The organism is Saezia sanguinis, from assembly GCF_003991585.1.
GTDB lineage: Bacteria > Pseudomonadota > Gammaproteobacteria > Burkholderiales > Burkholderiaceae_C > Saezia > Saezia sanguinis.
In genome coordinates, this window is record NZ_PQSP01000001.1 from 645,532 (window position 1) to 666,730 (window position 21,199).

A 21,199-nucleotide genomic window follows, 5' to 3' on the forward strand; every position below is an offset into this window, starting at 1 on the left:
TTTCTAAGTTCGACCATAAAACATTAAATAGAAAAACAGCGTTAACGCCAGCAAATCAGCACAGCCCCCCGGACTGAGATTGCTGCGTGTAGATACTGCACAGTAATCACGATACTGCTGGCCTGCATCCGAATGCACTTTGGCAAACAGTTCTTCAGCCCCTTTCTGTAACGCTTGCAAACCCGCTAAACCACGCCTGTGCACAACGTTGGTATCTTGCGTATGCAGAATTAAAAACAGCAGCACATGGCAACAGGCATCATTCCAGCTTTGCTGTGCCAAGGCTTTAACAAGGTACTCAAATGCCTGCACCACATGCGGAAAACCTGCTTCCGCTTCTCCTCGAATCCCTGTAATGCCATATTGCTGATAGATATGTTCTCCAGCGGTCAACGGCCTGTCATGGATTGCAGTCACCGCATCCACCAGTTCGCGCTGAACCATTCCCTTCACCATCTGTGCGGCTTCATCACATATCGACTTGAGCAAAAGTGCAGATTGTTGACGCGGGTCAAAAGAAGATGCTTTTCTCAGCCGGACTTGTTGTGTTCCAGCAGCACAACAGACAATGCCCAGAGAAAAAATCAGCCCTTTATGCGTATTGATACCGCCAGTTGCCGCATACATTTCTTTCTCCGCAGCAACGCCTGCCCGACGCAAAACAACAAAACGCTGGTCTGCAGACATATGTTCCAGAGTCTGGCCAATTTGGACACAGGTTTCAAAATATGTATGCAAAGACAAAGCGCTGCTGATAAACGTGTGGTAGTCCATATCTGAATGTGCGCCAGGCGTGTCAGGACACACCAGGCCAGGCTTGGGCGATACAGAAACCTCCAGAATGGCGGCACTGCGAGCCAGATCGGCTATCTCAGCAGCGGTATAACTCAAAAAATCTTTTTGACTGAGCATGTTAAAAATCAAACCAGATCATCATTGAAGCACGGAACACACTGCATACTTCCTGTGTTAACACAAGAAGTAGTTAAATAAAAATAACCATAGCCTGCCATGAGTTCACCCCATCAATACAAAAACATTTGTCCATTGAAACTGACCGTTAAAGCCCCGCCGTGTGGTCTGCAACGTTCCTGCTGAAGATGCATTTACGCTACACCCCGGCGCCTTGTGCCACATGTTCTTGATACGCAAACCATCGGCAAAAGAAAAACAGATTTTTACTGCTGAATTGACAACATAGAACAAAGCAAACAAGGCTGGAGCCAAACAGGTTCTCAGACCGATACCTTGTACAGCCCGTGCGCCTTTACAGACGCTCCGCACATTGACCAACCGGTAAACACTGAACGCTTTTCCATGAAGCCCGAATGGTGAACGCCATTTGCTGTTTTGCGCGTATATGCCAGATTGATTATTCATGGCTACGCTAGTGGAGCGGTGCTTCAGACACACGTATGCACGCAGGCCACTGATCGGCACGTCAAGCTTTTCTTTCGAGGGAATATAGACAGGATGCTGCGCCTGTTCAGCGCCAGGCCTGTGCTCGTCGGTGATTGTGCGCTCCATAGCGACCCCAGAACAAAGCCAACTTAGTGTTGTTCAATTTGACGAAATCACCGTCTCACGTTGAGGAAAAAATTTCCTCTCACAGCCACAAATAAACACCTAGTTCACTTTGCGTTGCTGGGTACAACACACACACATAATCACTTGTCGTTAGGTGATGAATACATTCTATCACCGCCAAAAATCGGTAACGTATTATGTAAGCAACACAGTTGTAAACCTGCAAATTACCCGTATTGGAGTGCACAATCAGCAGCACATAGCAGGTTATTCTGTTCATGGGTTATGCACTGGTGGGGTAAAGTTATTAGCGGCTATCAGGTTGATAAAGCCCAGCCACACACTGCCACGCCTCACATTAGCTTGCAGACCAGGGGTCTTCAGCCATTAAAAATGCACGTAACGCATTGCGGTGAGGGTGTGCAACAAGCCATGCCCTTACTGATTTGACTTTTTCGTAATCTTCGTTGCCAAATTTTTTTCGATACATTTGTTCAAAAGTATCTTTTGCAGATTCTGATCGAACCTTGCGCTGCCATGGCGTCGTGAAAATGCTGTTCAACTGATACGCCAGCCCTGCCTTTTTAAGGTATTCCCATTCTCCCTTATCAAGCCAAATGCCGCCAACATCTGGCGACAGATCGAGGCGATGGCTGCTGTCTTTGGATATTCTGTACTTCAACATCAAGGCACCACTCACCGGGCAAACCAATGCTTGTTTTGAATCCATGGGTTCTATGTCCAGGTCTTCTGCACTCGTTGCATCTAATGGCTCAGGCGAAGTGTCTTTCCAGCGCAGGTAATCCTCAAGCAAAATCCAGTTGCCCCCGCAATGATCACATGTTTGACACGCAAACAGGTTATCCAGATATGCCCTATTCAACTTTCCATTTGCGCAGCTTGGACACTTCATATCACACTATCCTCCAATATGAAAGATGAGCATGTGACGCTTCTGCGAGAAGCTTTACATGCCCTGCCCTGTATTCCGCCATATCCATATGTATATGTCTTAGTCAGGCCAGCCCAACAGCCTTTTTAGCCGCATCCAGATAAAGCGCCCTGAGCCTGCTTGCAATGGGGCCCGGTTTACCATCTCCCAGCACGTGGCCGTCAATGCTGACAACGGGCCAGATAAAAGCCGTCGCTGCACTGACAAAAGCCTCTTTGGCTGCCTTGGCCTCTTCAATGGTAAAAAGCCGTTCTTCCAGTTTGAATGAGCGGTCCTGCTCAATGAGCTGAATAATGGCTTTGCGCGTGATACCGTGCAGAATATCGTTGCTCAGAGGACGGGTCACAATGGTATTGTCTTGTTGAATGATAAAGGCATTGCTGGCGCTGCCTTCAGTGACATAACCGTCTTCCACCAGGAAAGCATCATCTGCCCCCTGAGTATGCGCATATTCTTTCGCCAGGGAAGCACATAACAACTGAACGGTTTTGATATCACGCCGGCGCCAGCGCAAGTCTGGCACAGAAACCACCTTGATGCCTTTTTTGGCAATGGGGCAATCCAACAGATTTTTAGCCTGGGTAAAGAGTACCAGGGTAGCCGGCGTATCGGCCGGAGGGAATGAAAAGTCACGGTCTTTATCACGACCGCGCGTCAGTTGCATATAAATGCCGCCTTCGCGCAGTTGGTTCTTTTCAATCAATTGCCTATGGATATCCAGCAACTGGTCCTGGCTGACCGGCATTTTCAACTGCAGTTCATTGCATGAACGCTTCAACCTTGTAAGATGGCCTTCAGACTCAAGCAACCGGCCATTGATCACCGCGGTAACTTCATACACGGCGTCGGCAAATAAAAATCCCCGGTCAAAGATGGAGACTTTTGCATCGCTCTCATCAACATACTGACCATTGACATAAACAATCCGTCCCATGTATTGCTCCTTCATCGGCTTAAAGATGCATTGTGAATCTTTTCACATGTTTCACCTGAACAGAATTGCCATTTTCAACGAAAAACACCCTTCAAAGCAACACTCGTCTGACATATGTTCATGTTCTCCTCATTTCCCCTATTGGCAACAATAAGCTCGAAATACCGCATTTATTTGTGAAATAGCCACAGTTGGCAATCAATGCACTTCAGATTGATGCCATAACACCCGGCGTATGGCACAATCAACATCGTTTGTGCATCACACAAAACAGACTGTCTGGTTTTTAGGCTTCTGAGGCCTGTTTTCTGCAACATCAGCTCGGTCATGCAAAGTGCCATGCGCATTTCTTCCCCTGTTTCATAGGCCTATTTGTCAGTAGCAACGTTTGCCATGCCTGCCATTATCGAAGCTTATCGTGCCGGATTGCTGAACCGAAAATACTGGTTGCAAAACATCATTTCGGGTATTGTGGTTGGCGTCGTTGCCCTGCCTTTGGCCATGGCGTTTGCGATTGCCTCGGGCGCCAAACCCGAACAAGGCATTTATACGGCGATTATTGCGGGTTTTCTGGTTTCTACCTTGGGCGGCAGCCGTTTGCAAATTGCAGGCCCAACAGGCGCCTTTATCGTCATACTCTCTGGCATCACGGCCAACTACGGCATTGTCGGCCTGCAAACAGCAACGCTGATGGCCGGGCTTATTCTGCTTCTGTTAGGCATCGCCCGCATGGGCACCATCATTAAATTCATTCCTGCTCCGGTCATTGTCGGCTTTACTGCGGGAATTGGTGTGATCATCTGGGTGGGCCAGTGGGGAGATTTTTTCGGGCTCCCTGCCGCAGCCGACACAAACCTGCATTTCCATGAAAAGCTATGGTATCTGCTTCAGGCCCTGCCCGAGTTGCATTTGCCAACCACGGCTCTGGCCGTCATATCGCTGCTGCTGGTCATTCATACATCTAAAATCACCTGGCTGAAGCGCATTCCCGGCCCATTGGTTGCCCTTGTGGCAGCCACTGTTTTGCAATCCATTTTTCACTTTGAGGGTGTCAAAACCATCGGCTCAGCATTCGGCGGTATTCCACAAGGCCTGCCCTCATTTCAAATGCCGAACCTGTCATTCAAACAAATCATCGAGCTGATCGGCCCCGCATTCACAATTGCCATGCTGGGCGCGATTGAATCCCTGCTTTCAGCAGTGGTCGCAGATGGCATGGCCGGTACACGCCACAACTCCAACCAGGAACTGATCGGGCAAGGCATTGCCAATATGGTTACTCCCTTGTTTGGCGGCTTTGCAGCTACAGGCGCCATTGCACGTACGGCAACCAATATCCGCAATGGCGGCACCAGCCCTTTATCAGGCATTGTGCATTCGCTGACACTGATACTGGTCATCATGCTGCTGGCCCCACTGGCGGTCAACGTCCCGCTGGCTGCTCTGGCTGCCATTTTGTTTGTTGTGGCCTGGAACATGAGTGACATCCCGCATTTCATCAAATTGGTCCAACGGGCACCCCGTACCGATGTGACCATTCTGCTGGTGACATTCTGCCTGACGGTTTTTGCCGATCTGGTGGTGGCGGTCAACATCGGTGTTATTCTGGCTGTCTTTCAGTTTTTGCGCCGTATGGCCAGAAGTGTGGAAGTTCGTCAAGTTACTGAACAGGAGCTTGACCATGAGTTTGCGCACCAGGGCATCACGCATCTGCCCCCTGGCACTCTGGTTTATACCGTTGAAGGCCCCTTCTTTTTTGGCGCGGTTGAAAACCTGGAGCGCGCTTTAGCCAACACCGCTACCGATCCGCGCATTCTGATCATCCGTTTGCGCTGGGTTCCTTTTATTGATTTCACAGGGCTCTTGACTCTGGAGGAAGCCATTCTGGATCTGCATAAGCGTGGCATTCGGGTCATGTTGACCGGGGCCAATGACAGGGTTCACGCCAAACTGGAAAAGGCCAAAATTATCAACCTGGTTGGGCCGGATAATTACTTTAAAAATGTGTTACAGGCTTTGGTGGTCTGCCAGCAGTTGGCAGAGCAGGATGAGCACGAAACAAACACCCACAGCAACTGAAAACCCAGTCTGCGCCTGCTCTTAAAGCAGGCCTGCTTGCGCACAGTCACCAAGAGTCTCTTGATTCCATCAGCGCCTCAGACAGGCTTTACATGGATATGCCTGCACGTTCTGCTGCTTTTAGTATATGGATGCGCATAAAATATTCAGCATTGGTTGGCTCATGGGCCACAATGGAATCCAGAATATTCTTATGCTCTATGGTCATCTCAAGAAAACGTTTCCTCTGACCCAGCGGCCGGCTCTGCGTTTCAAGAAAAGATTTGCCGTAACTGTCATAGCAGTCAGCAAACATTCTGTTTTGAGAGAATGACATGATCAGGTGATGAAAATCATGGTCGTGTTCCGCCGCGCTCACCAGATCCTGCATCTTCAGCGCTTTGTTAAAGCTCTGCAGATTCTGCCGCAGAATTTTCACCTGTTTGTCCGAGCAGTACATTGCGGCTCTGCCTGCTGCATGGCTTTCAACAATGAATCGAAAATGGTAAATCTCTTTGGCTGAATAATCCAGCCGCCAAAGCGGCGCCGTATCGTCTGGAACGCGCCCTTCTTTGTTGACAATGATCGTGCGTTTTCTGGGCTCGGAATGTACCCAGCCCAGCATTTCAAGTGTGATCAACGCTTCCCGCAACGAAGTACGACTGACGCCAAGCATTTGAGACAGCGCCCTTTGCGAAGGTAAGGGCTGCCCATCTGATAACGCACCACTGCGAATCAATTCCTGAATCTGTAGTGCAACCATTTTCGTTACTTTGTCATTATGTGATTGCGTCATAGCTCATGTGCCAGCATGTATTAAGTTAAGGTATGTCACACCACCCATCAAGAGACTTCAAAAACTTGCCCTGCTCCGCTGTGATGGATATGAAACCGAATACGACCTCTTACAACCAACCAAGAGATTCCCAATAGCGCCCATTCTCTCACAGCTTTTGTACACATTTCTACAAACCTGCTAAAACCATTGCGCTTCATTCAATCTGTAGTGAAAAAATACCTGTTTATCGTTTTAAAAGTGAATTTCCAGCTGGCAAAAGTACAACACGTCAATTCCACCCGACCACAATACCCGGTTTTGCTCACATTTGCACCATGCCTCCATTTTTGCAATGCAAACACTTTTGCCGATATTGTCACAGCACTGCATAACTCTTGACTGCCACAGGTGAAAACGCTTGACTCCACAGAGCATGCCAATTAGCATAAACTGGTCTGACCAGAAGTTATTGGCCTGACTGAAGATGTTATTCAAAATATGCGCAAATACTGCATAACGTGGTTCATGCGTGAATTATCACAAGTATCATCAGTTAACTAGGGTGCTTTCATAACAAGAAAGATTCGTATTACAACGAATGCAAGCGATAGATACATGTTTCCATGTCCTGCTACAAACAGGTTCATGGCTTAATCGGGCTCTCACTGTCGGGTTTACATGCGTTTCTTTGCATCTCACAGGTTATGAAGCACATTTGAAAGTCACTTTTCCTGGAGCCAAATTAAAATGAAACGCCGTTCATTCTTAAAAACATCATCTACATTTGCGCTGGCATTAGGCGCACCGGCCATTATTCATGCCCAGTCCAAGCAGTTTGAAGGGATTACGTTAAACATCAACGGGTATGGAGGTGACTTCAGCCGTATTCTGACAGAGTATGTCAGCAAGCCTCTGGAAGAGAAAACCGGCCTGAAAGTATCCTATCAGGACGGGACTGCTTCCGCTGCCGTGGCAAAACTCCTGGCTTCCAGAAACAACCCGCCATTTGACATCATCATGGCAGACAGCCCCAATATTCCGGAGTTGATGCGCTCAGACATCATTGAGCCCATCACCAATGCAGAAATCCCTAACTCCAGCAAACTTCTCCCAGGTGTGCGTGAATTCGGTGACTTCGGCATGCCTTTCCTGACCAATGCGGTTGTGCTTACCTATAACTCAAAGCATGTCAAACAGCCGGTCACTTCATATGCCGATCTGGCGCGTGCCGACCTTAAAGGCCGGGTGGGCTGGATGAGCCCAAGCCACACCGCAGGCCTGCTGGCGCTGATTGCATTAGGCGAAGCCAATGGGGGAACTCTGGACAACATGGAACCCGCCTTCAAGGCACTGGCTGCCATGAAGGACAATATTTCAATGGTCAGCGACAGCACCGTCAGCATGGTGCAGTTGTTTGAGCAAGAAGAAGTATGGGCAGGTGCATTCTGGGATGGCCGCGTTTATTCCATGCGCAACAAAGGTTTCCCAATGGAATCGGTTCTGCCTAAAGAAGGTGCTTACGGCCTGTTTAATTATCTGGCCCCGGTCAAGGGAACCAGAAAAAAAGATGCGGTTCTTGCCTATATCAACCAGGCATTGTCTGACGAGGCTGCAAACGCATTGGTGGAATTCTTCCGCTATGCGCCCTGCACCAACCTGGAACTGGCACCGGAAGTGGCCAAAGATGTGGTGGTTTATGGAAAAGACCGCTCTATGCTCAAACCGATCGACTGGGACAAGGTTTCACAGATCAGAGGCCAGTTGCTTGAACAGTTCAACAAAGCAGTGCGCTAAAAAACGGATAGTTTACAAGGCCTTTGCTGGCGCTATCATATAAGCGCAGGAATTTACGCGAGCTTGCAAAAGAAGAAACATGTCGCATCGTAAAGTTACATTCATTTTGCTTCTAGCAGCACCGCTGGCCCTGTTGCTTGTGTTTCTTGTGGTTCCTATCCTGGGTCTGCTGCGTTCAAGTTTTTATGAAGGCAGCGGACCGGCAGGATCAGGCTTTACCTTTGCCCAATATGGCAAATTCCTGTTAGACAGTTACTATCTGACAGTGCTGGCAGAAACCATTGGTTTCGGGCTGGCCAGTGCATTTGTCAGCCTGCTGATCGGATTCCCTGTGGGTTATTCGCTGGCAAGGCTGCCACCGGAAAAACGCAGGTGGCGCATGGTACTGGTTATTCTGCCATTGACGCTGAGTCTGGTGATTGTTGTTTTTGGCTGGATTGTGGTCCTGGGCAACACCGGCCTGCTGAATTCGCTGTTGGTGGGGCTGGGCGTTATCGATGCGCCCAAGCGCCTGCTATCGAATCGTATTGCCGTGCTGGTGGTTCTGGTGCAGCAGTTTCTGCCCTTCATGATTCTTTCCATCATGAGTGTCGTATCACAGATCAGCCCGGTACTTGAACAGGCCGCATCCAATCTGCGGGCCAACCGCTTCACCACCTTCCGCCGGGTGATACTTCCATTGTCCATGCCCGGCATCTTGTCCGGCCTGACACTGGTTTTCATCCTTTCAGTTTCTGCGTTCATCACCCCAAAACTCATTGGCGGGTCGCGGATTCAAATGGTAGGCAGCCTGATTTATGAACAAGTATTAACGGTGCTGAACTGGCCATTTGCAGCCGCCATGTCTTTTATTCTGCTGGCTCTGACACTGATGGTGACTTTCATTGCCAATACGGCACTCGCCGTGCGTTTTACATCCAAGGGGAAAAAGCATGCGGCTTAACCTTATAGATACGCTGATGCGGATCTGCGGTGCCATTCTTCGCCCGCTGGTCTACATCACACTGTCACTGCCCGCGGTTATCATCATCATTTCATCGTTTACTGCCGGCAATAACCTGCGTTTTCCGCCCGAAGGGTTTTCTCTGAAGTGGTACAGCGCAGCCTTTGCCAACGAACCTTTCATGACGTCGTTATGGATCAGCACCAGACTGGCGCTGATTGCAACAATATGCTCTTTGGCTATTGGCGTATCTGCCGCCTTTGTGCTGGACCGATACAACTTCAAAGGCAAGGAAACGTTCAGAACGCTCACGCTTTCCCCGCTGATTATCCCGATGGTGGTGCTTGGGCTGGGACTGCTGCAGTTCCTGTCATGGCTGGGTTTAAGCCAGACGTTTATCGGGTTGCTGATCGGCCATGTGCTGATCACGCTGCCTTATGTGGTCAGAACACTGACGGCCGGTTTCATCCTGTTTGATAAAACACTGGAACAGGCCGCCATGAACCTGCGCGCCTCTCCCTGGACCGTGCTGCGCAAAATCACCCTGCCCCTGCTGGCTCCGGCACTGATATCCGCAGCAGTATTTGCATTTGTCACATCGTTTGGCAACATTACATTGTCTATTTTTCTGGGATTTGGCGGTGAAACAACGCTGCCGGTGCAGATCTTCACTTATGTAGAGCACAGTTATGATCCGATTCTGGCAGCAGTGTCCACCATTGTGATTCTGGTCACGCTTGTTGTCATTGCCATTGTTGAAAAATTCTCAGGTATGGAGAAGATTGCGTGAACGTGGGTACCAAAGAAAATGCAGCGACCAAACTGCACACCAATGCCTCAGACGAAATTGTTGTGTCATTGAATGGCATCAGCAAGAGGTATGGCGATTTTGCTGCGGTTGATCATCTGTCGCTGGATGTGCACAAAGGCGAGCTGGTCTGCCTGCTGGGCCCCTCCGGATGCGGAAAGACAACCACCCTGCGCATGATTGCCGGCTTTGATCTGCCCACCAGCGGAACCATCATGATCTCAGGGCAGGAGGTTTCTCAACTTCCACCCTATCAAAGAGACACCGGCATGGTTTTCCAAAGCTACGCATTGTTTCCCCACATGACCGTCGCCGACAACATTGCGTTTGGGCTGGATAACATCGGCATTGGTAAAACAGAACGCAGACAACGCATACAGGAAATGCTGCAATGGGTCGAGCTTGATCACCTGGCCAGCCGCTACCCCAGAGAGCTTTCCGGTGGCCAGCAGCAGCGTGTTGCACTGGCACGGGCATTGGCGCTGCGCCCGGCGGTGTTATTGCTGGATGAGCCATTTTCCAACCTGGATGCCCGGCTCAGGGTTCGTCTGCGTGAAGAGTTGAGAAAACTCATTGACCAGATCAATATCACCACCCTTTTTGTCACACACGATCAGGAAGAAGCGCTCATGCTATCCGACCGGATTGTGGTTCTCAATGCCGGCAAAGTTGAACAAATTGGCACCCCGGAAGAAATCTATGAAACCCCGGCAACCCGCTTTGTTGCGGAATTCATCGGCTGGTGCACGCTACTGGAAGGAGAAGTGCAAAATGGTACTTTTACTTCGACTGCAGGCTTTTCGATGCCGGTTCCCAGTGCCGCCAATGGCCCACAACTGCTGGTGTTGCGCCCTGAGTATCTCAGGCCGGCTGCCGCGTCTGCAGAAGTACCAGGCTTCAGGGGAGTTGTCCAGTCATCCGAGTACTATGGCTCCATGACTAGGATGGTTCTGCTGGTCTGTGGAGAACGTCTGCTGATGGAGGCACACTTTCCTGCAGGAAAGCGGCCCCAGATCGGAGATGAAATCCACATCCAAGTTGATCCGCAAGGAATCAGGCTGATTCCTTGCGGGTAAAAACGTTCTTTTGTTATCACCTTATTTTTGAATGCATTTGGCGCAGGAGTACGTCATGAAAAATCAGCTTCTTGCCTGGATTGAACAGGATCGCGATAAGTTTATCCAGTTTCTCAGACAATTCGTTCAGGCCGCATCACCCAACCCGCCGGGCAACACCATTGCCACCATGCAACATATCCGTTCGCTGCTGGACCAGGAAAAAATACCATACGATATCCGCATCAAAGAGCAGACCATGCCTAATCTGGTTGCTTCGTCCACTTTTGCGGCCGGGGACAAACACCTGGTGCTCAACGGCCATATTGATGTGTTTCCGGTAGAAAACGCATCGCAGTGGCAGAGTGAACCATGGGCCGCAGAGGTTCATGATAACCGCATATATGGCCGCGGTGTCACTGACATGAAAATGGGCTCAGCATCTTTGCTGTTTACGTATATTTATATGCAACGGCTCAAAGAGCACCTCAAAGGCAAACTGACTTTGACACTGGTATCTGACGAAGAAACCATGGGGCCCAATGGGGCCAAATACCTGTTTTCGGATTTTGCCGATGAAGTGACCGGCACATCCTGCCTCAGTGGTGAGCCCAGCAGCCCGTATACCGTGCGCTTTGGAGAAAAGGGAGCAGTCTGGCTGAAGTTTGTCATCACCACCCCTGGCGGCCACGCTGCATACGCGCACCTGAGCCCCAATGCCATTGACCTGGCTTACCGGCTCATAGAAGACCTGCGCGGCTTTATTCAGTTTAAATACACAGAGCCTGCAGAAGTTGTTAAAGCGCTGGAAGAATCCAAAGTGGAGTTTGACAAAGCCAACGGCGCAGGCGCTTCCAAACTGGCACGCTCCATCATCGTCAATGTCGGCACCATGAAAGCAGGTCCCAAAGTCAACATGATTGCTTCACGCTGCGAGTTTGAAGTGGACGTGCGCCTGCCCAACGGAGTGACCAAAGACGATCTGCTAGACTACATTGAAGCCCTCAAGCACAAACATGATTTCAGCTACGAAGTCATGATGATCAATAACCCGAACTGGTGCGACCCTGATTCAGAACTGGCCCAGATTGTCCGCAACAACGCGCACTCAACCACCGGAATCAGGCCTGTCAATGTGCTGGGCATGGCCAATACCGATGCGCGTCTGTGGCGCTACAAAAATGTTCCTGCTGTTGTCTATGGCCCCACACCCATTGGCATGGGCGGCGTTGACGAACACGTATCCATTGATGAGGCATTGAACATACTTCGTGTGCATGCCCTTTCCTCCTATGATTATTTGAGTAAATAAAACAGTCCATGAAAAAAGTAGTATTGATTGCAACAGGCGGTACGATTGCATCAGCTTGGAATGAAAAAGAGGGGGATGTGCGAGCATCCATTCCCGGAGAATCACTGATAGAAAAAATATCGCCTTACCTGACAGATATCAGCCTGGAAATTGAAAACTTCAGCAATATCGGCAGCCATCGCATGACGCTTGAAAATGTTTTTCGCCTGGCCAAGTGCGCAGAAAAACATCTGATGCGTGAAGATGTATGCGGTGTTGTGATTACCCACGGCACAGATACCATGGAAGAAAGTGCCTATATGGCCGACCTGGTAGCCAGCTCTGAAAAGCCGGTTGTGTTCACTGGTGCCCAATACAGTGCCGACCAGCCCGACAGTGACGGGCCGCGCAATCTGTATACGGCCATACTGGTGGCAGCCAGCCCGCATGCTGCGGGGCTTGGTGTTTTGCTGGTTTTTGACGGCGAGATTCATGCGGCCAAATTTGTAAAAAAGATTCATAGCTCGCAATTGCATGCATTTGATTCTCCAGGACATGGCAAGCTTGGCTTCATTGATGGAGATGAGATCTGCATCCAGCAACGTCCCGCAGTGATCAGAAAATACAAGGTGGATGGTATTGAAAGCAGAATCGATATCATCAAACTGGCCATTGGCATGGATGGCCGGTTTGTCCAATGCGCGATCAACAGTGGAACCAAAGCCATTGTGATCGAAGCATTTGGCCGGGGCAATGTACCGCCTGCGGTGTTTTCGGTGATCAAGGCGGCCGTCAAGGACAATATCCTGGTCGTCATCACAACCCGGTGTGAGCAAGGTGGCGTCAGGCCGATCTATGGAGATGGCGGGGGCAAAGACCTGGAACGCATCGGCGTGGTGTTTGCCGGGGATATGCCGGCAATCAAGGTGCGCATTCTGTTATCCGTCATCCTGATGATCACACAAAACAAGGATGAAATTTCCAAAGCCATTCATGAAGCACTGGACTCAGAATCATTGATGTCCACCCTTCACACGGAATGAATACACTGCCCCCTCTATGCCCTCTTACACCCCCTGGCCAGGCTGAGTATCATGCTCTTCCCTGGCCAACGGGTGTGTGTCTTCTATAATAACGGCACTTTAACCTTTCGCAGTGCTTTGCCGTATAACCCATATGGCATGTGCACTGCCCATGCATAAAAGCCCTCTTTTATGCATGACTCTGACAAAGACAACATATGAGCCAATCTCTGATCGCTGCCCTGCAAAATCCTGCACTGTACCCCCATCCTGTTGAATCATTTCAGGTTCTTGAAACCCATATCTCCTGGGTCATTCTGACAGGGCCTTTTGCTTACAAGATCAAAAAACCGGTCAATTTTGGCTTCGTCAACTTCACCGAACTCGAAGGCCGCAAACATTTCTGCGAGCTTGAACTGCAACTCAATCAGCGGCTGACGCACGATCTTTACCTGCAAGTGCTGCCCATTACAGGCACTCCGGATGCCCCGCAGCTCAACGGGACAGGCCCTGCCATTGAATATGCACTGCAAATGAACCAGTTCTCACAGGAACAGTTGCTGGTGAACCTGCTGGAACAAGGCGAGTTGAAGCCCGAATATATCGATTCAACGGCACGGCAGATTGCAGACTTTCACCTGCAAACCCCGGTGGTTCCGGTAACCCTGCCCTACGGCACACCACAACACGTGATGGCACCGGTACAGCAAAATTTCGATCAGATCCGGCCCATGCTGAATGACGACAAAGACCTGCAACAACTGGCCGCATTGGAACGCTGGGCGCAAGACAGCTACCGGCAACTTGAACCTGTGCTTTCAGCCCGTAAAGCCAACGGCTTTATCCGGGAATGCCATGGCGATATTCACCTAGCCAATATGGCGCTTTTCCATGATCAGGTTGTCATTTTTGACTGCATTGAATTCAATGAAGACTTCCGCCTGACAGATGTTGCCGCCGATGTCGCATTTCTCGCCATGGATTTGCAAGCGCGCGGCCTGCATGCCTTATGCAACCGTTTTATCAACCTGTATCTGGAACGCACAGGAGACTACCAGATACTGGCTGTGCTGCCGTTTTATATGGCATATCGGGCCATGGTTCGCGCCAAAGTCAGCCTGTTTGGCATGACACCGCAAACAACGCCGGAGCAGCGCGCTGCCATATTTCAACAATACCGCAATTACGCAACGCTGGCCCAGCAGCACAGTGTCACCCCCAAACGTTTTCTGAGCATTATGCATGGCATCTCCGGCAGCGGAAAAAGCCATACAGCCATGCAACTGGCAGAAGCAACAGGAGCCATCAGGTTGCGCTCAGACGTTGAGCGCAAACGCCTGTATGCCCGAAGTGATGATACGGCAGCTGCTTTCAATCACGGTATTTATGATCCGCGGACCAATGCGGCCACATATGAGCGCTTGCACCAACTGGCCGCAGAAATACTGCAAATGGGCTTCCCCGTCATCATTGATGCCACTTATCTGAAGCAAGCCCAACGGCAAGCGGCGCAGCAAACAGCACTGGCGGCTGATGTGCCATTTCACATCATTGACTGCCAGGCGCCTGACGATGTACTGCAGGCCCGTTTACAACAGCGGCAGGAGACATCCGCCGAACCGTCCGACGCCAACTGGGAAATTGCCCAGGCGCAACAGGCAAACCAGGAGCCTTTGAGTGCTGAAGAACTGAAGCAGGCCATACCTGTCCAGAGCAACGGCTATGAGGAAAATATCCGGCGCCTGCTGAAAGCGTTTGCCTGACCGCACCCCTTTAAAGCCCCTTTAAAAATCATACGCTGTTTTAGCCTTCCGAAATTCTGCACAGCAGACATCCGGAAGGCTTTTTGATACCCGACTTTTCTTCATGACTAATACAGTCAGCAACACTTATGTCTTATATAAGACTGTAAACTATCTCCACAATAACTGAACACCCACCGGGTAAGGCTTGTTCAGGATGGTTTAAGAGAAAAGAACGCCAGAACGACTGGTGAAGGAGACAACCGCACGCCCCATGAATTCACCATGTGGATCAACTGCACAGCGGTGAATTTCATGGGGGACAGGCGGCCTGCAATAACAAGCCTGTTCCTGCTGTGTGCAACGGTTAATATCCCACGTCTTTTCTTGAAGGAACATTTGCCATGTTGCAAGCCTATCGCCAACACGCCGCCGAACGCGCCGCTTTGGGAATTCCGCCGCTACCGTTATCTGCCAAGCAAACCGCTGATCTGATCGAATTGCTAAAAAATCCCCCTGCCGGAGAAGAAAATTTTCTGCTTGACCTGATCACCAACCGCGTTCCTGCCGGCGTGGACGATGCCGCCAAAGTCAAAGCATCGTATCTGGCCGCAGTGGCTTTGGGCAAAGAAAAATCTCCTCTGATCAACCGCGCCAAAGCCACGGAACTGCTGGGAACCATGCTGGGCGGCTACAACATTTCGCCATTGATCGAGTTGCTGGACGACGCAGAAGTCGGCACCATTGCCGCAGATGGTCTGAAAAAGACCTTATTGATGTTTGACGCCTTCCACGATGTGCAGGAAAAAGCCGAAAAAGGCAATGCCAACGCCAAAGCCGTGCTGCAAAGCTGGGCCGATGCGGAATGGTTCACCAGCCGGCCGGAAGTCCCCCAGAGCCTGACCATTACCGTATTCAAGGTTGCGGGTGAAACCAATACCGATGATCTGTCACCGGCACCGGATGCCACAACCCGTCCGGATATTCCGATGCACGCACTGGCAATGCTGAAAAATGCCCGTCCCGGCGCACCGTTCCAGCCCGAAGAAGACGGCAAACGCGGCCCGATCCAGTTTATTGCCGACCTGAAAAAGCAGAACCACCTCGTTGCTTATGTAGGCGATGTGGTGGGCACCGGCTCCAGCCGTAAATCAGCCACCAACTCGGTACTGTGGTGGACCGGTGAAGACATTCCGTTCATCCCCAACAAGCGCTTTGGCGGCGTTTGCCTGGGCGGCAAAATTGCGCCCATTTTCTATAACACCATGGAAGATGCCGGGGCACTGCCTATTGAGCTGGATGTTTCCCAGATGAACATGGGCGACGCTATTGAACTGCGCCCCTATGAAGGTAAAGCGCTCAAAGACGGCAAAGTCATTGCTGAATTCAAAGTCAAATCCGACGTGCTGTTTGACGAAGTACGCGCCGGTGGCCGTATTCCGCTGATCATTGGCCGCGGCCTGACCGCCAAAGCCCGTGAAGCGCTGAAACTGCCGCCCTCCACCCTGTTCCGCCTGCCTGAGCAGCCTCAGGACAGCGGCAAGGGATATTCACTGGCGCAAAAAATGGTCGGGCGTGCCTGCGGCCTGCCTGAAGGCAAAGGCATTCGCCCCGGAACCTACTGCGAACCGCGCATGACCAGCGTAGGTTCACAGGACACCACCGGCCCGATGACGCGTGACGAGCTCAAAGACCTGGCCTGCCTGGGCTTTTCTGCCGATCTGGTCATGCAGTCGTTCTGCCACACAGCGGCTTATCCAAAGCCAGTTGATGTGAAAATGCACCACGAGCTGCCCGATTTCATCAGCACCCGTGGCGGCGTTGCATTGCGCCCGGGCGATGGTGTGATTCACTCCTGGCTTAACCGCATGCTGCTGCCCGATACCGTCGGTACCGGCGGCGACTCGCATACCCGCTTCCCGATTGGCATCTCATTCCCGGCCGGCTCCGGTCTGGTGGCATTTGCCGCTGCCACCGGTGTCATGCCGCTGGACATGCCCGAGTCGGTGCTGGTGCGTTTCAAAGGCAAAATGCAGCCCGGCATCACGCTGCGTGACCTGGTCAACGCCATTCCACTGCAAGCCATTAAAAACGGCCAGTTGACGGTTGCCAAACAAGGCAAGAAAAACATCTTCTCTGGCCGCATTCTGGAAATTGAAGGCCTGCCAAATCTGAAGGTGGAGCAGGCATTTGAACTCTCTGACGCGTCGGCCGAACGCTCTGCAGCAGGCTGCACGGTGCACCTGAACAAAGAGCCCATCATCGAATATTTGCAAAGCAACATCACACTGCTGAAATGGATGATTGCCAACGGCTACCAGGATGCACGCACCCTGCAACGCCGCATCAAGAAGATGGAACAATGGCTGGACAATCCGCAACTGCTGCAACCTGATGCAGATGCTGAATACGCTGCCGTCATTGAAATTGACCTTGAAAAAATCAGCGAGCCGATTGTGGCCTGTCCCAATGACCCGGATGATGTGAAAACCCTGTCCGACGTTGCCGGCACCAAGATTGATGAAGTGTTCATCGGCTCCTGCATGACCAACATTGGCCACTTCCGTGCCGCATCCAAACTGCTCGAAGGTAAGCGCGATATTCCGGTGAAGCTGTGGGTTGCCCCGCCAACCAAAATGGATGCCAAGCAACTGACCGAAGAAGGTCATTACGGCGTATTTGGCACTGCAGGTGCACGCACCGAAATGCCGGGCTGCTCGTTGTGCATGGGCAATCAGGCACAGGTGCGCGAAGGCGCTACCGTCATGTCTACCAGCACCCGCAACTTCCCGAACCGGCTGGGCAAAAATACCAATGTATACCTTGGTTCGGCAGAACTGGCAGCCATCTGCTCACGGCTGGGCAAAATCCCCAGCAAAGAAGAGTACATGGCCGACATGGGCGTACTGACCGCCAACAGTGACAAGATTTACCGTTACATGAATTTTGACACCATGGCCGAGTACGAAAAAGCAGCGGAAACAGTCACTGCCTGAACCTGCTTTTCTCACCTGCAGCCATAAGCTGCACATCAGCTCCCAAACGCCCTCTGAACACGAGGGCGTTTTCACATCTTTCCTGATCTGTAGCAATACAGATTGCATGAACTGATCGTCACAACCTATCTTTATTTTAGAATGAAGCACTGATCGTTATATAATCAAAACATTATGTCTTGAGGAAGGTTTTCCCATGAAACGTCTCGATTTGCTGGACGAAACCGACCGTCAACTTATTTCGCTGTTGCAGGTCAATGCACGTGAATCCATTGCTGAGCTAGCGCGTAAACTCGGCGTCGCCCGCACCACCATCATTGCTCGCATTGAACGCTTGGAAAAAAACGAAACCATCACCGGCTACACCGTTAAACTCGGGCAGAATGTGCTGTCCTCAGAGCTGAATGCCTATGTCGGCATCACCGTGCAGCCCAAATCCAACCAGGCCGTCGTTGTCGAGCTGGAACGCATTCCGGAAATTCAACTGCTGTGCGCTGTCAGCGGTGAGTTTGATTACGTTGCATGGGTCAAAGCCATCAATCCGGAACAGCTTGACCACCTGCTCAACCAGATCGGCAATATTGACGGCGTCATGAAAACCACCACCTCAATTGTGCTGGCGCGTAAAATCGACCGCAGCGCAACCTGACTCACAATCAGGCGTGTTTCACCCGCGCTAAAAACGTTCGCGTGGCTTCCTGCTGCGGATTGTCAATTACCTGTGAAGGTGTGCCAGTCTCTACCACCACGCCATCACGCATAAAAACCACCTGGTCTGCCACCGCTTTGGCAAAAGCGATTTCATGCGTCACCAAAATCATGGTCATGCCATCTCTGGCCAGCCCTTCAATCACGGAGAGCACTTCGCCCACCAGTTCAGGGTCCAGTGCAGAGGTGGCTTCGTCAAACAGCATCACATCAGGGCGCATGGCCAGTGCCCGGGCAATCGCCACACGCTGTTTCTGCCCGCCGGAGAGCTCATCCGGGTGCGCATGTGCTTTATCCGCCAGCCCGACACGCTCCAGCAGTTGCATTGCCAGTTCCTGTGCATCTGCCTTGGCCCGCCTGAGCACTGTCACCGGCCCTTCCATTACATTTTTTAATGCCGTCATATGCGGGAACAGATTGAAGTGCTGGAAAACCATCCCTGTCTGAGCCCGGAACTGCGCCAAAGCCTTATCGCCCAGCCGATGCCCCTGCAACTGGTCAAAATCGAAACGCTGCGCTCCGACCTGGATTACACCGCCATCCGGTTCGGTCAGCAGATTGATGCAACGCAGCAACGTTGATTTGCCGGAGCCGGAAGGACCAATCAGTGCCACAACTTCGCCTTTGGAGATATCCATATTGATATCGCGCAGAACCTCCAGCGACCCAAAACTTTTACGCAAATTGCGAATAGAGATCATGCAGTTACCGTTTTTCATGATTTTTGACCGCGCATTTCCAGGCGCTCGGCCCAACAGGTCACAGGAAACAGAATCAGAAAATAAATGATGGCAATTACCGTGTAAACTTCCAGCGGCCGGTACATTTCATGCAGAATCACCTCGCCCCGGTACAACAGGTCGGGAACCGCCAGCACAGAAAACAGCGAGGTATTTTTAAGCTGCATGATCGACTGGTTCACCAGCGGCGGCACCATGCGCTTAATCGCCTGCGGCAGCACAATGCGCCACATGACCTGCCATTTGCGCATGCCCAGTGCCTGCCCGGCCTCTTTCTGGCCGGCATCAATGGAGATGATCCCGCCACGCACAATCTCGGCATAAAACGCACCGCCATAAAGCGTCAGTGTGATAAAAGCCGCCAGCCCAGCCGATGGCGTGATGTTAAAAATAATCGGTACGGCGTAATAAATCCAGATCAGTTGCACCAGCACGGGCGTGCAACGAAACGGCTCAATGACACAACGGCATAAAACAGAAACCAGCTTATGAGGCGAAGCACGGCCCAGCCCAAAAATAACCCCGAAGATAAAACCCGAGATTGTGACTAAAACGGTATAAAGAATGGTAACACCGGCACCGCTGAGCAGCAGATTGCGATATTCCCAGATCGATTGAAAATTCCATTCATACATATGGATACCTGAACGACATCAATTTCTCATGATGCGGGACGAGATACAAACAACAACGGTTGCACACTTCTGACATGCCCTCAAACCACAGCAGAATTCCTGCATAGCCCGTTATTCACCGCCAGAATCGTGTAACGTGCAAAGCATAGCACTGTACATATAGAATGGTTTGCCAGTTGGGAATATGGCACCAATATGAACAACACATCATACAAAGTGCAGTATAAAATCAAGCTACACTTCAGCATATGCGATGTGTCACAGAAAAAAGCTGACTTGATCATCAAGCGCTGAACCGGTCTGAACATCATCATCGCATCCAAATGCATTGATTGCTTTGTATTTGCAACTGTTTTCAGGAGATTTTCATGGCTCATCGTCGTCAATTTTTAGCCACGCTGACTGCAGGTGGCCTAACCGCAGCACTGCCGTCTTTTGTATTTGCCCAGGGCGGAACTGAAAGCGCATGGGACCGGATTCAGCGCACCAAAACCCTGCGCATTGGCGCCATTCCAGGCGCAGCGCCCTACTATCACAAAGACCTGAATTCAGGAGAGTGGCAAGGTTTCATGATTGACTTTGCCAAAAACCTTGCAGACAAACTCAAAGTCAGCCTGGACGTCAACGAAACCACCTGGGGTAATTTTGTGATGGAACTGCAATCCAACAGAATTGACATCTTCATGGGCGTCAACCCTTCGCCAGAGCGCGCCAAAGCCATCGACATCACCAATCCGCTGTTTAACAACGCATTTGTGCTGGTTGCCCGCAAAGGGTTCGAGCCTAAAACATGGGAAGAAATCAACCAGCCTGAATGCAAGATCGCGGTGGATATTGGCTCCTCACACGACCAGTTCATCAGCAAAATGTGCCCCAATGCCACGCTGATCCGCCTCAAGAGCGCCACTGAAGCAACCATGGCTGTCCAGTCAGGTCGGGCCGATGCGCAGGTACTTGCCATTGTGCTGGCACTACGCATCTACAGCAAGAACCCCAACATCGGCAAAATCATTTTGCCGCAGCCTATTCAGACAACCACAACCAACATTGGCTTGCGCAAAGAAGAAGACAAACGCATGCTGGAATATGTTAACAACTGGATTGAAGAAATACGTGCCAGCGGCTTTGTACAAAAAACCGTACTGGCTAATCTGGAAAAATTCTCCGGTGTAACACCTGACCAACTACCGGCAGAAATCAGTTTTTAACAATTGCA

18 protein-coding genes are annotated in these 21,199 nt (G+C 50.9%); 11 read left to right on the forward strand and 7 right to left on the reverse strand.

Annotated features, from left to right (window positions below; translation table 11 throughout):
- Positions 1-3: 3 nt before the first annotated feature.
- From citG to CUZ56_RS02945, 4 genes are all read right to left on the reverse strand, one after another.
- The gene (gene citG / locus CUZ56_RS02930) at positions 4-912 is read right to left on the reverse strand and encodes a triphosphoribosyl-dephospho-CoA synthase CitG (RefSeq protein ID WP_126978035.1); all 909 of its coding nucleotides are present in this window, start codon (positions 910-912) and stop codon (positions 4-6) included.
- A gap of 105 nt (positions 913-1,017) precedes the next feature.
- The gene (locus CUZ56_RS02935) at positions 1,018-1,527 is read right to left on the reverse strand and encodes a hypothetical protein (RefSeq protein WP_126978037.1); all 510 of its coding nucleotides are present in this window, start codon (positions 1,525-1,527) and stop codon (positions 1,018-1,020) included.
- 358 nt (positions 1,528-1,885) lie between these two features.
- Positions 1,886-2,440: a zf-TFIIB domain-containing protein gene (locus tag CUZ56_RS02940; protein ID WP_126978039.1), complete on the reverse strand. Its 555-nt coding sequence runs from the start codon at positions 2,438-2,440 to the stop codon at positions 1,886-1,888.
- A 103-nt stretch (positions 2,441-2,543) separates the two neighbouring features.
- A complete protein-coding gene (locus CUZ56_RS02945) occupies positions 2,544-3,413 on the reverse strand; it encodes a D-amino-acid transaminase (RefSeq protein WP_126978041.1) in 870 nt (289 codons plus the stop codon).
- Positions 3,414-3,806: 393 nt separating this feature from the next.
- Between CUZ56_RS02945 and CUZ56_RS02950 the strand changes: the two genes are divergently transcribed.
- The gene (locus CUZ56_RS02950; RefSeq protein ID WP_126978043.1) at positions 3,807-5,492 is read left to right on the forward strand and encodes a SulP family inorganic anion transporter; all 1,686 of its coding nucleotides are present in this window, start codon (positions 3,807-3,809) and stop codon (positions 5,490-5,492) included.
- Positions 5,493-5,580: 88 nt separating this feature from the next.
- Here CUZ56_RS02950 and CUZ56_RS02955 read toward each other — a convergent pair whose 3' ends face one another.
- Positions 5,581-6,267, reverse strand: coding sequence for a FadR/GntR family transcriptional regulator (locus CUZ56_RS02955; RefSeq protein WP_126978045.1), 687 nt, complete (start codon positions 6,265-6,267; stop codon positions 5,581-5,583).
- 729 nt (positions 6,268-6,996) lie between these two features.
- Here CUZ56_RS02955 and CUZ56_RS02960 point away from each other — a divergent pair.
- The 9 genes from CUZ56_RS02960 (at position 6,997) to CUZ56_RS03000 (ending at position 18,549) form a co-directional block, all read left to right on the forward strand.
- Positions 6,997-8,043: an ABC transporter substrate-binding protein gene (locus CUZ56_RS02960; protein WP_126978047.1), complete on the forward strand. Its 1,047-nt coding sequence runs from the start codon at positions 6,997-6,999 to the stop codon at positions 8,041-8,043.
- A gap of 79 nt (positions 8,044-8,122) precedes the next feature.
- Entirely contained in the window at positions 8,123-8,986 is an 864-nt protein-coding gene (locus CUZ56_RS02965) for an ABC transporter permease (protein WP_126978049.1), read from the forward strand.
- Positions 8,976-9,776, forward strand: a complete 801-nt coding sequence (locus CUZ56_RS02970) for an ABC transporter permease (RefSeq protein ID WP_126978051.1) — start codon at positions 8,976-8,978, stop codon at positions 9,774-9,776. Before CUZ56_RS02965 ends, CUZ56_RS02970 begins: the two co-directional genes overlap by 11 nt.
- Positions 9,773-10,870, forward strand: coding sequence for an ABC transporter ATP-binding protein (locus CUZ56_RS02975; RefSeq protein ID WP_204250804.1), 1,098 nt, complete (start codon positions 9,773-9,775; stop codon positions 10,868-10,870). Before CUZ56_RS02970 ends, CUZ56_RS02975 begins: the two co-directional genes overlap by 4 nt.
- 55 nt (positions 10,871-10,925) lie before the next feature.
- Positions 10,926-12,161, forward strand: coding sequence for a M20/M25/M40 family metallo-hydrolase (locus CUZ56_RS02980; protein WP_162615235.1), 1,236 nt, complete (start codon positions 10,926-10,928; stop codon positions 12,159-12,161).
- A gap of 8 nt (positions 12,162-12,169) precedes the next feature.
- Complete coding sequence (locus CUZ56_RS02985; protein WP_126978055.1) at positions 12,170-13,183, forward strand: asparaginase; 1,014 nt, start codon at positions 12,170-12,172, stop codon at positions 13,181-13,183.
- Between the two features lie 197 nt (positions 13,184-13,380).
- The gene (locus CUZ56_RS02990) at positions 13,381-14,925 is read left to right on the forward strand and encodes a bifunctional aminoglycoside phosphotransferase/ATP-binding protein (RefSeq protein WP_126978057.1); all 1,545 of its coding nucleotides are present in this window, start codon (positions 13,381-13,383) and stop codon (positions 14,923-14,925) included.
- 383 nt (positions 14,926-15,308) lie between these two features.
- Positions 15,309-17,900, forward strand: coding sequence for a bifunctional aconitate hydratase 2/2-methylisocitrate dehydratase (locus tag CUZ56_RS02995; RefSeq protein ID WP_126978059.1), 2,592 nt, complete (start codon positions 15,309-15,311; stop codon positions 17,898-17,900).
- A 196-nt stretch (positions 17,901-18,096) separates the two neighbouring features.
- Positions 18,097-18,549 carry an Lrp/AsnC family transcriptional regulator gene (locus CUZ56_RS03000; protein WP_126978061.1) on the forward strand — a complete coding sequence of 151 codons (453 nt, stop codon included), beginning with the start codon at positions 18,097-18,099 and terminating at the stop codon, positions 18,547-18,549.
- A gap of 7 nt (positions 18,550-18,556) precedes the next feature.
- Here CUZ56_RS03000 and CUZ56_RS03005 read toward each other — a convergent pair whose 3' ends face one another.
- Entirely contained in the window at positions 18,557-19,327 is a 771-nt protein-coding gene (locus CUZ56_RS03005) for an amino acid ABC transporter ATP-binding protein (protein WP_275427130.1), read from the reverse strand.
- The gene (locus tag CUZ56_RS03010) at positions 19,324-19,983 is read right to left on the reverse strand and encodes an amino acid ABC transporter permease (RefSeq protein WP_126978063.1); all 660 of its coding nucleotides are present in this window, start codon (positions 19,981-19,983) and stop codon (positions 19,324-19,326) included. The genes CUZ56_RS03005 and CUZ56_RS03010 overlap by 4 nt, the downstream gene beginning before the upstream one ends.
- Before the next feature lie 368 nt (positions 19,984-20,351).
- Here CUZ56_RS03010 and CUZ56_RS03015 point away from each other — a divergent pair, with 368 nt between their 5' ends.
- Positions 20,352-21,191 (forward strand): transporter substrate-binding domain-containing protein, encoded by an 840-nt coding sequence (locus tag CUZ56_RS03015; protein ID WP_126978065.1) that lies wholly within the window; start codon positions 20,352-20,354, stop codon positions 21,189-21,191.
- Positions 21,192-21,199: the final 8 nt, after the last annotated feature.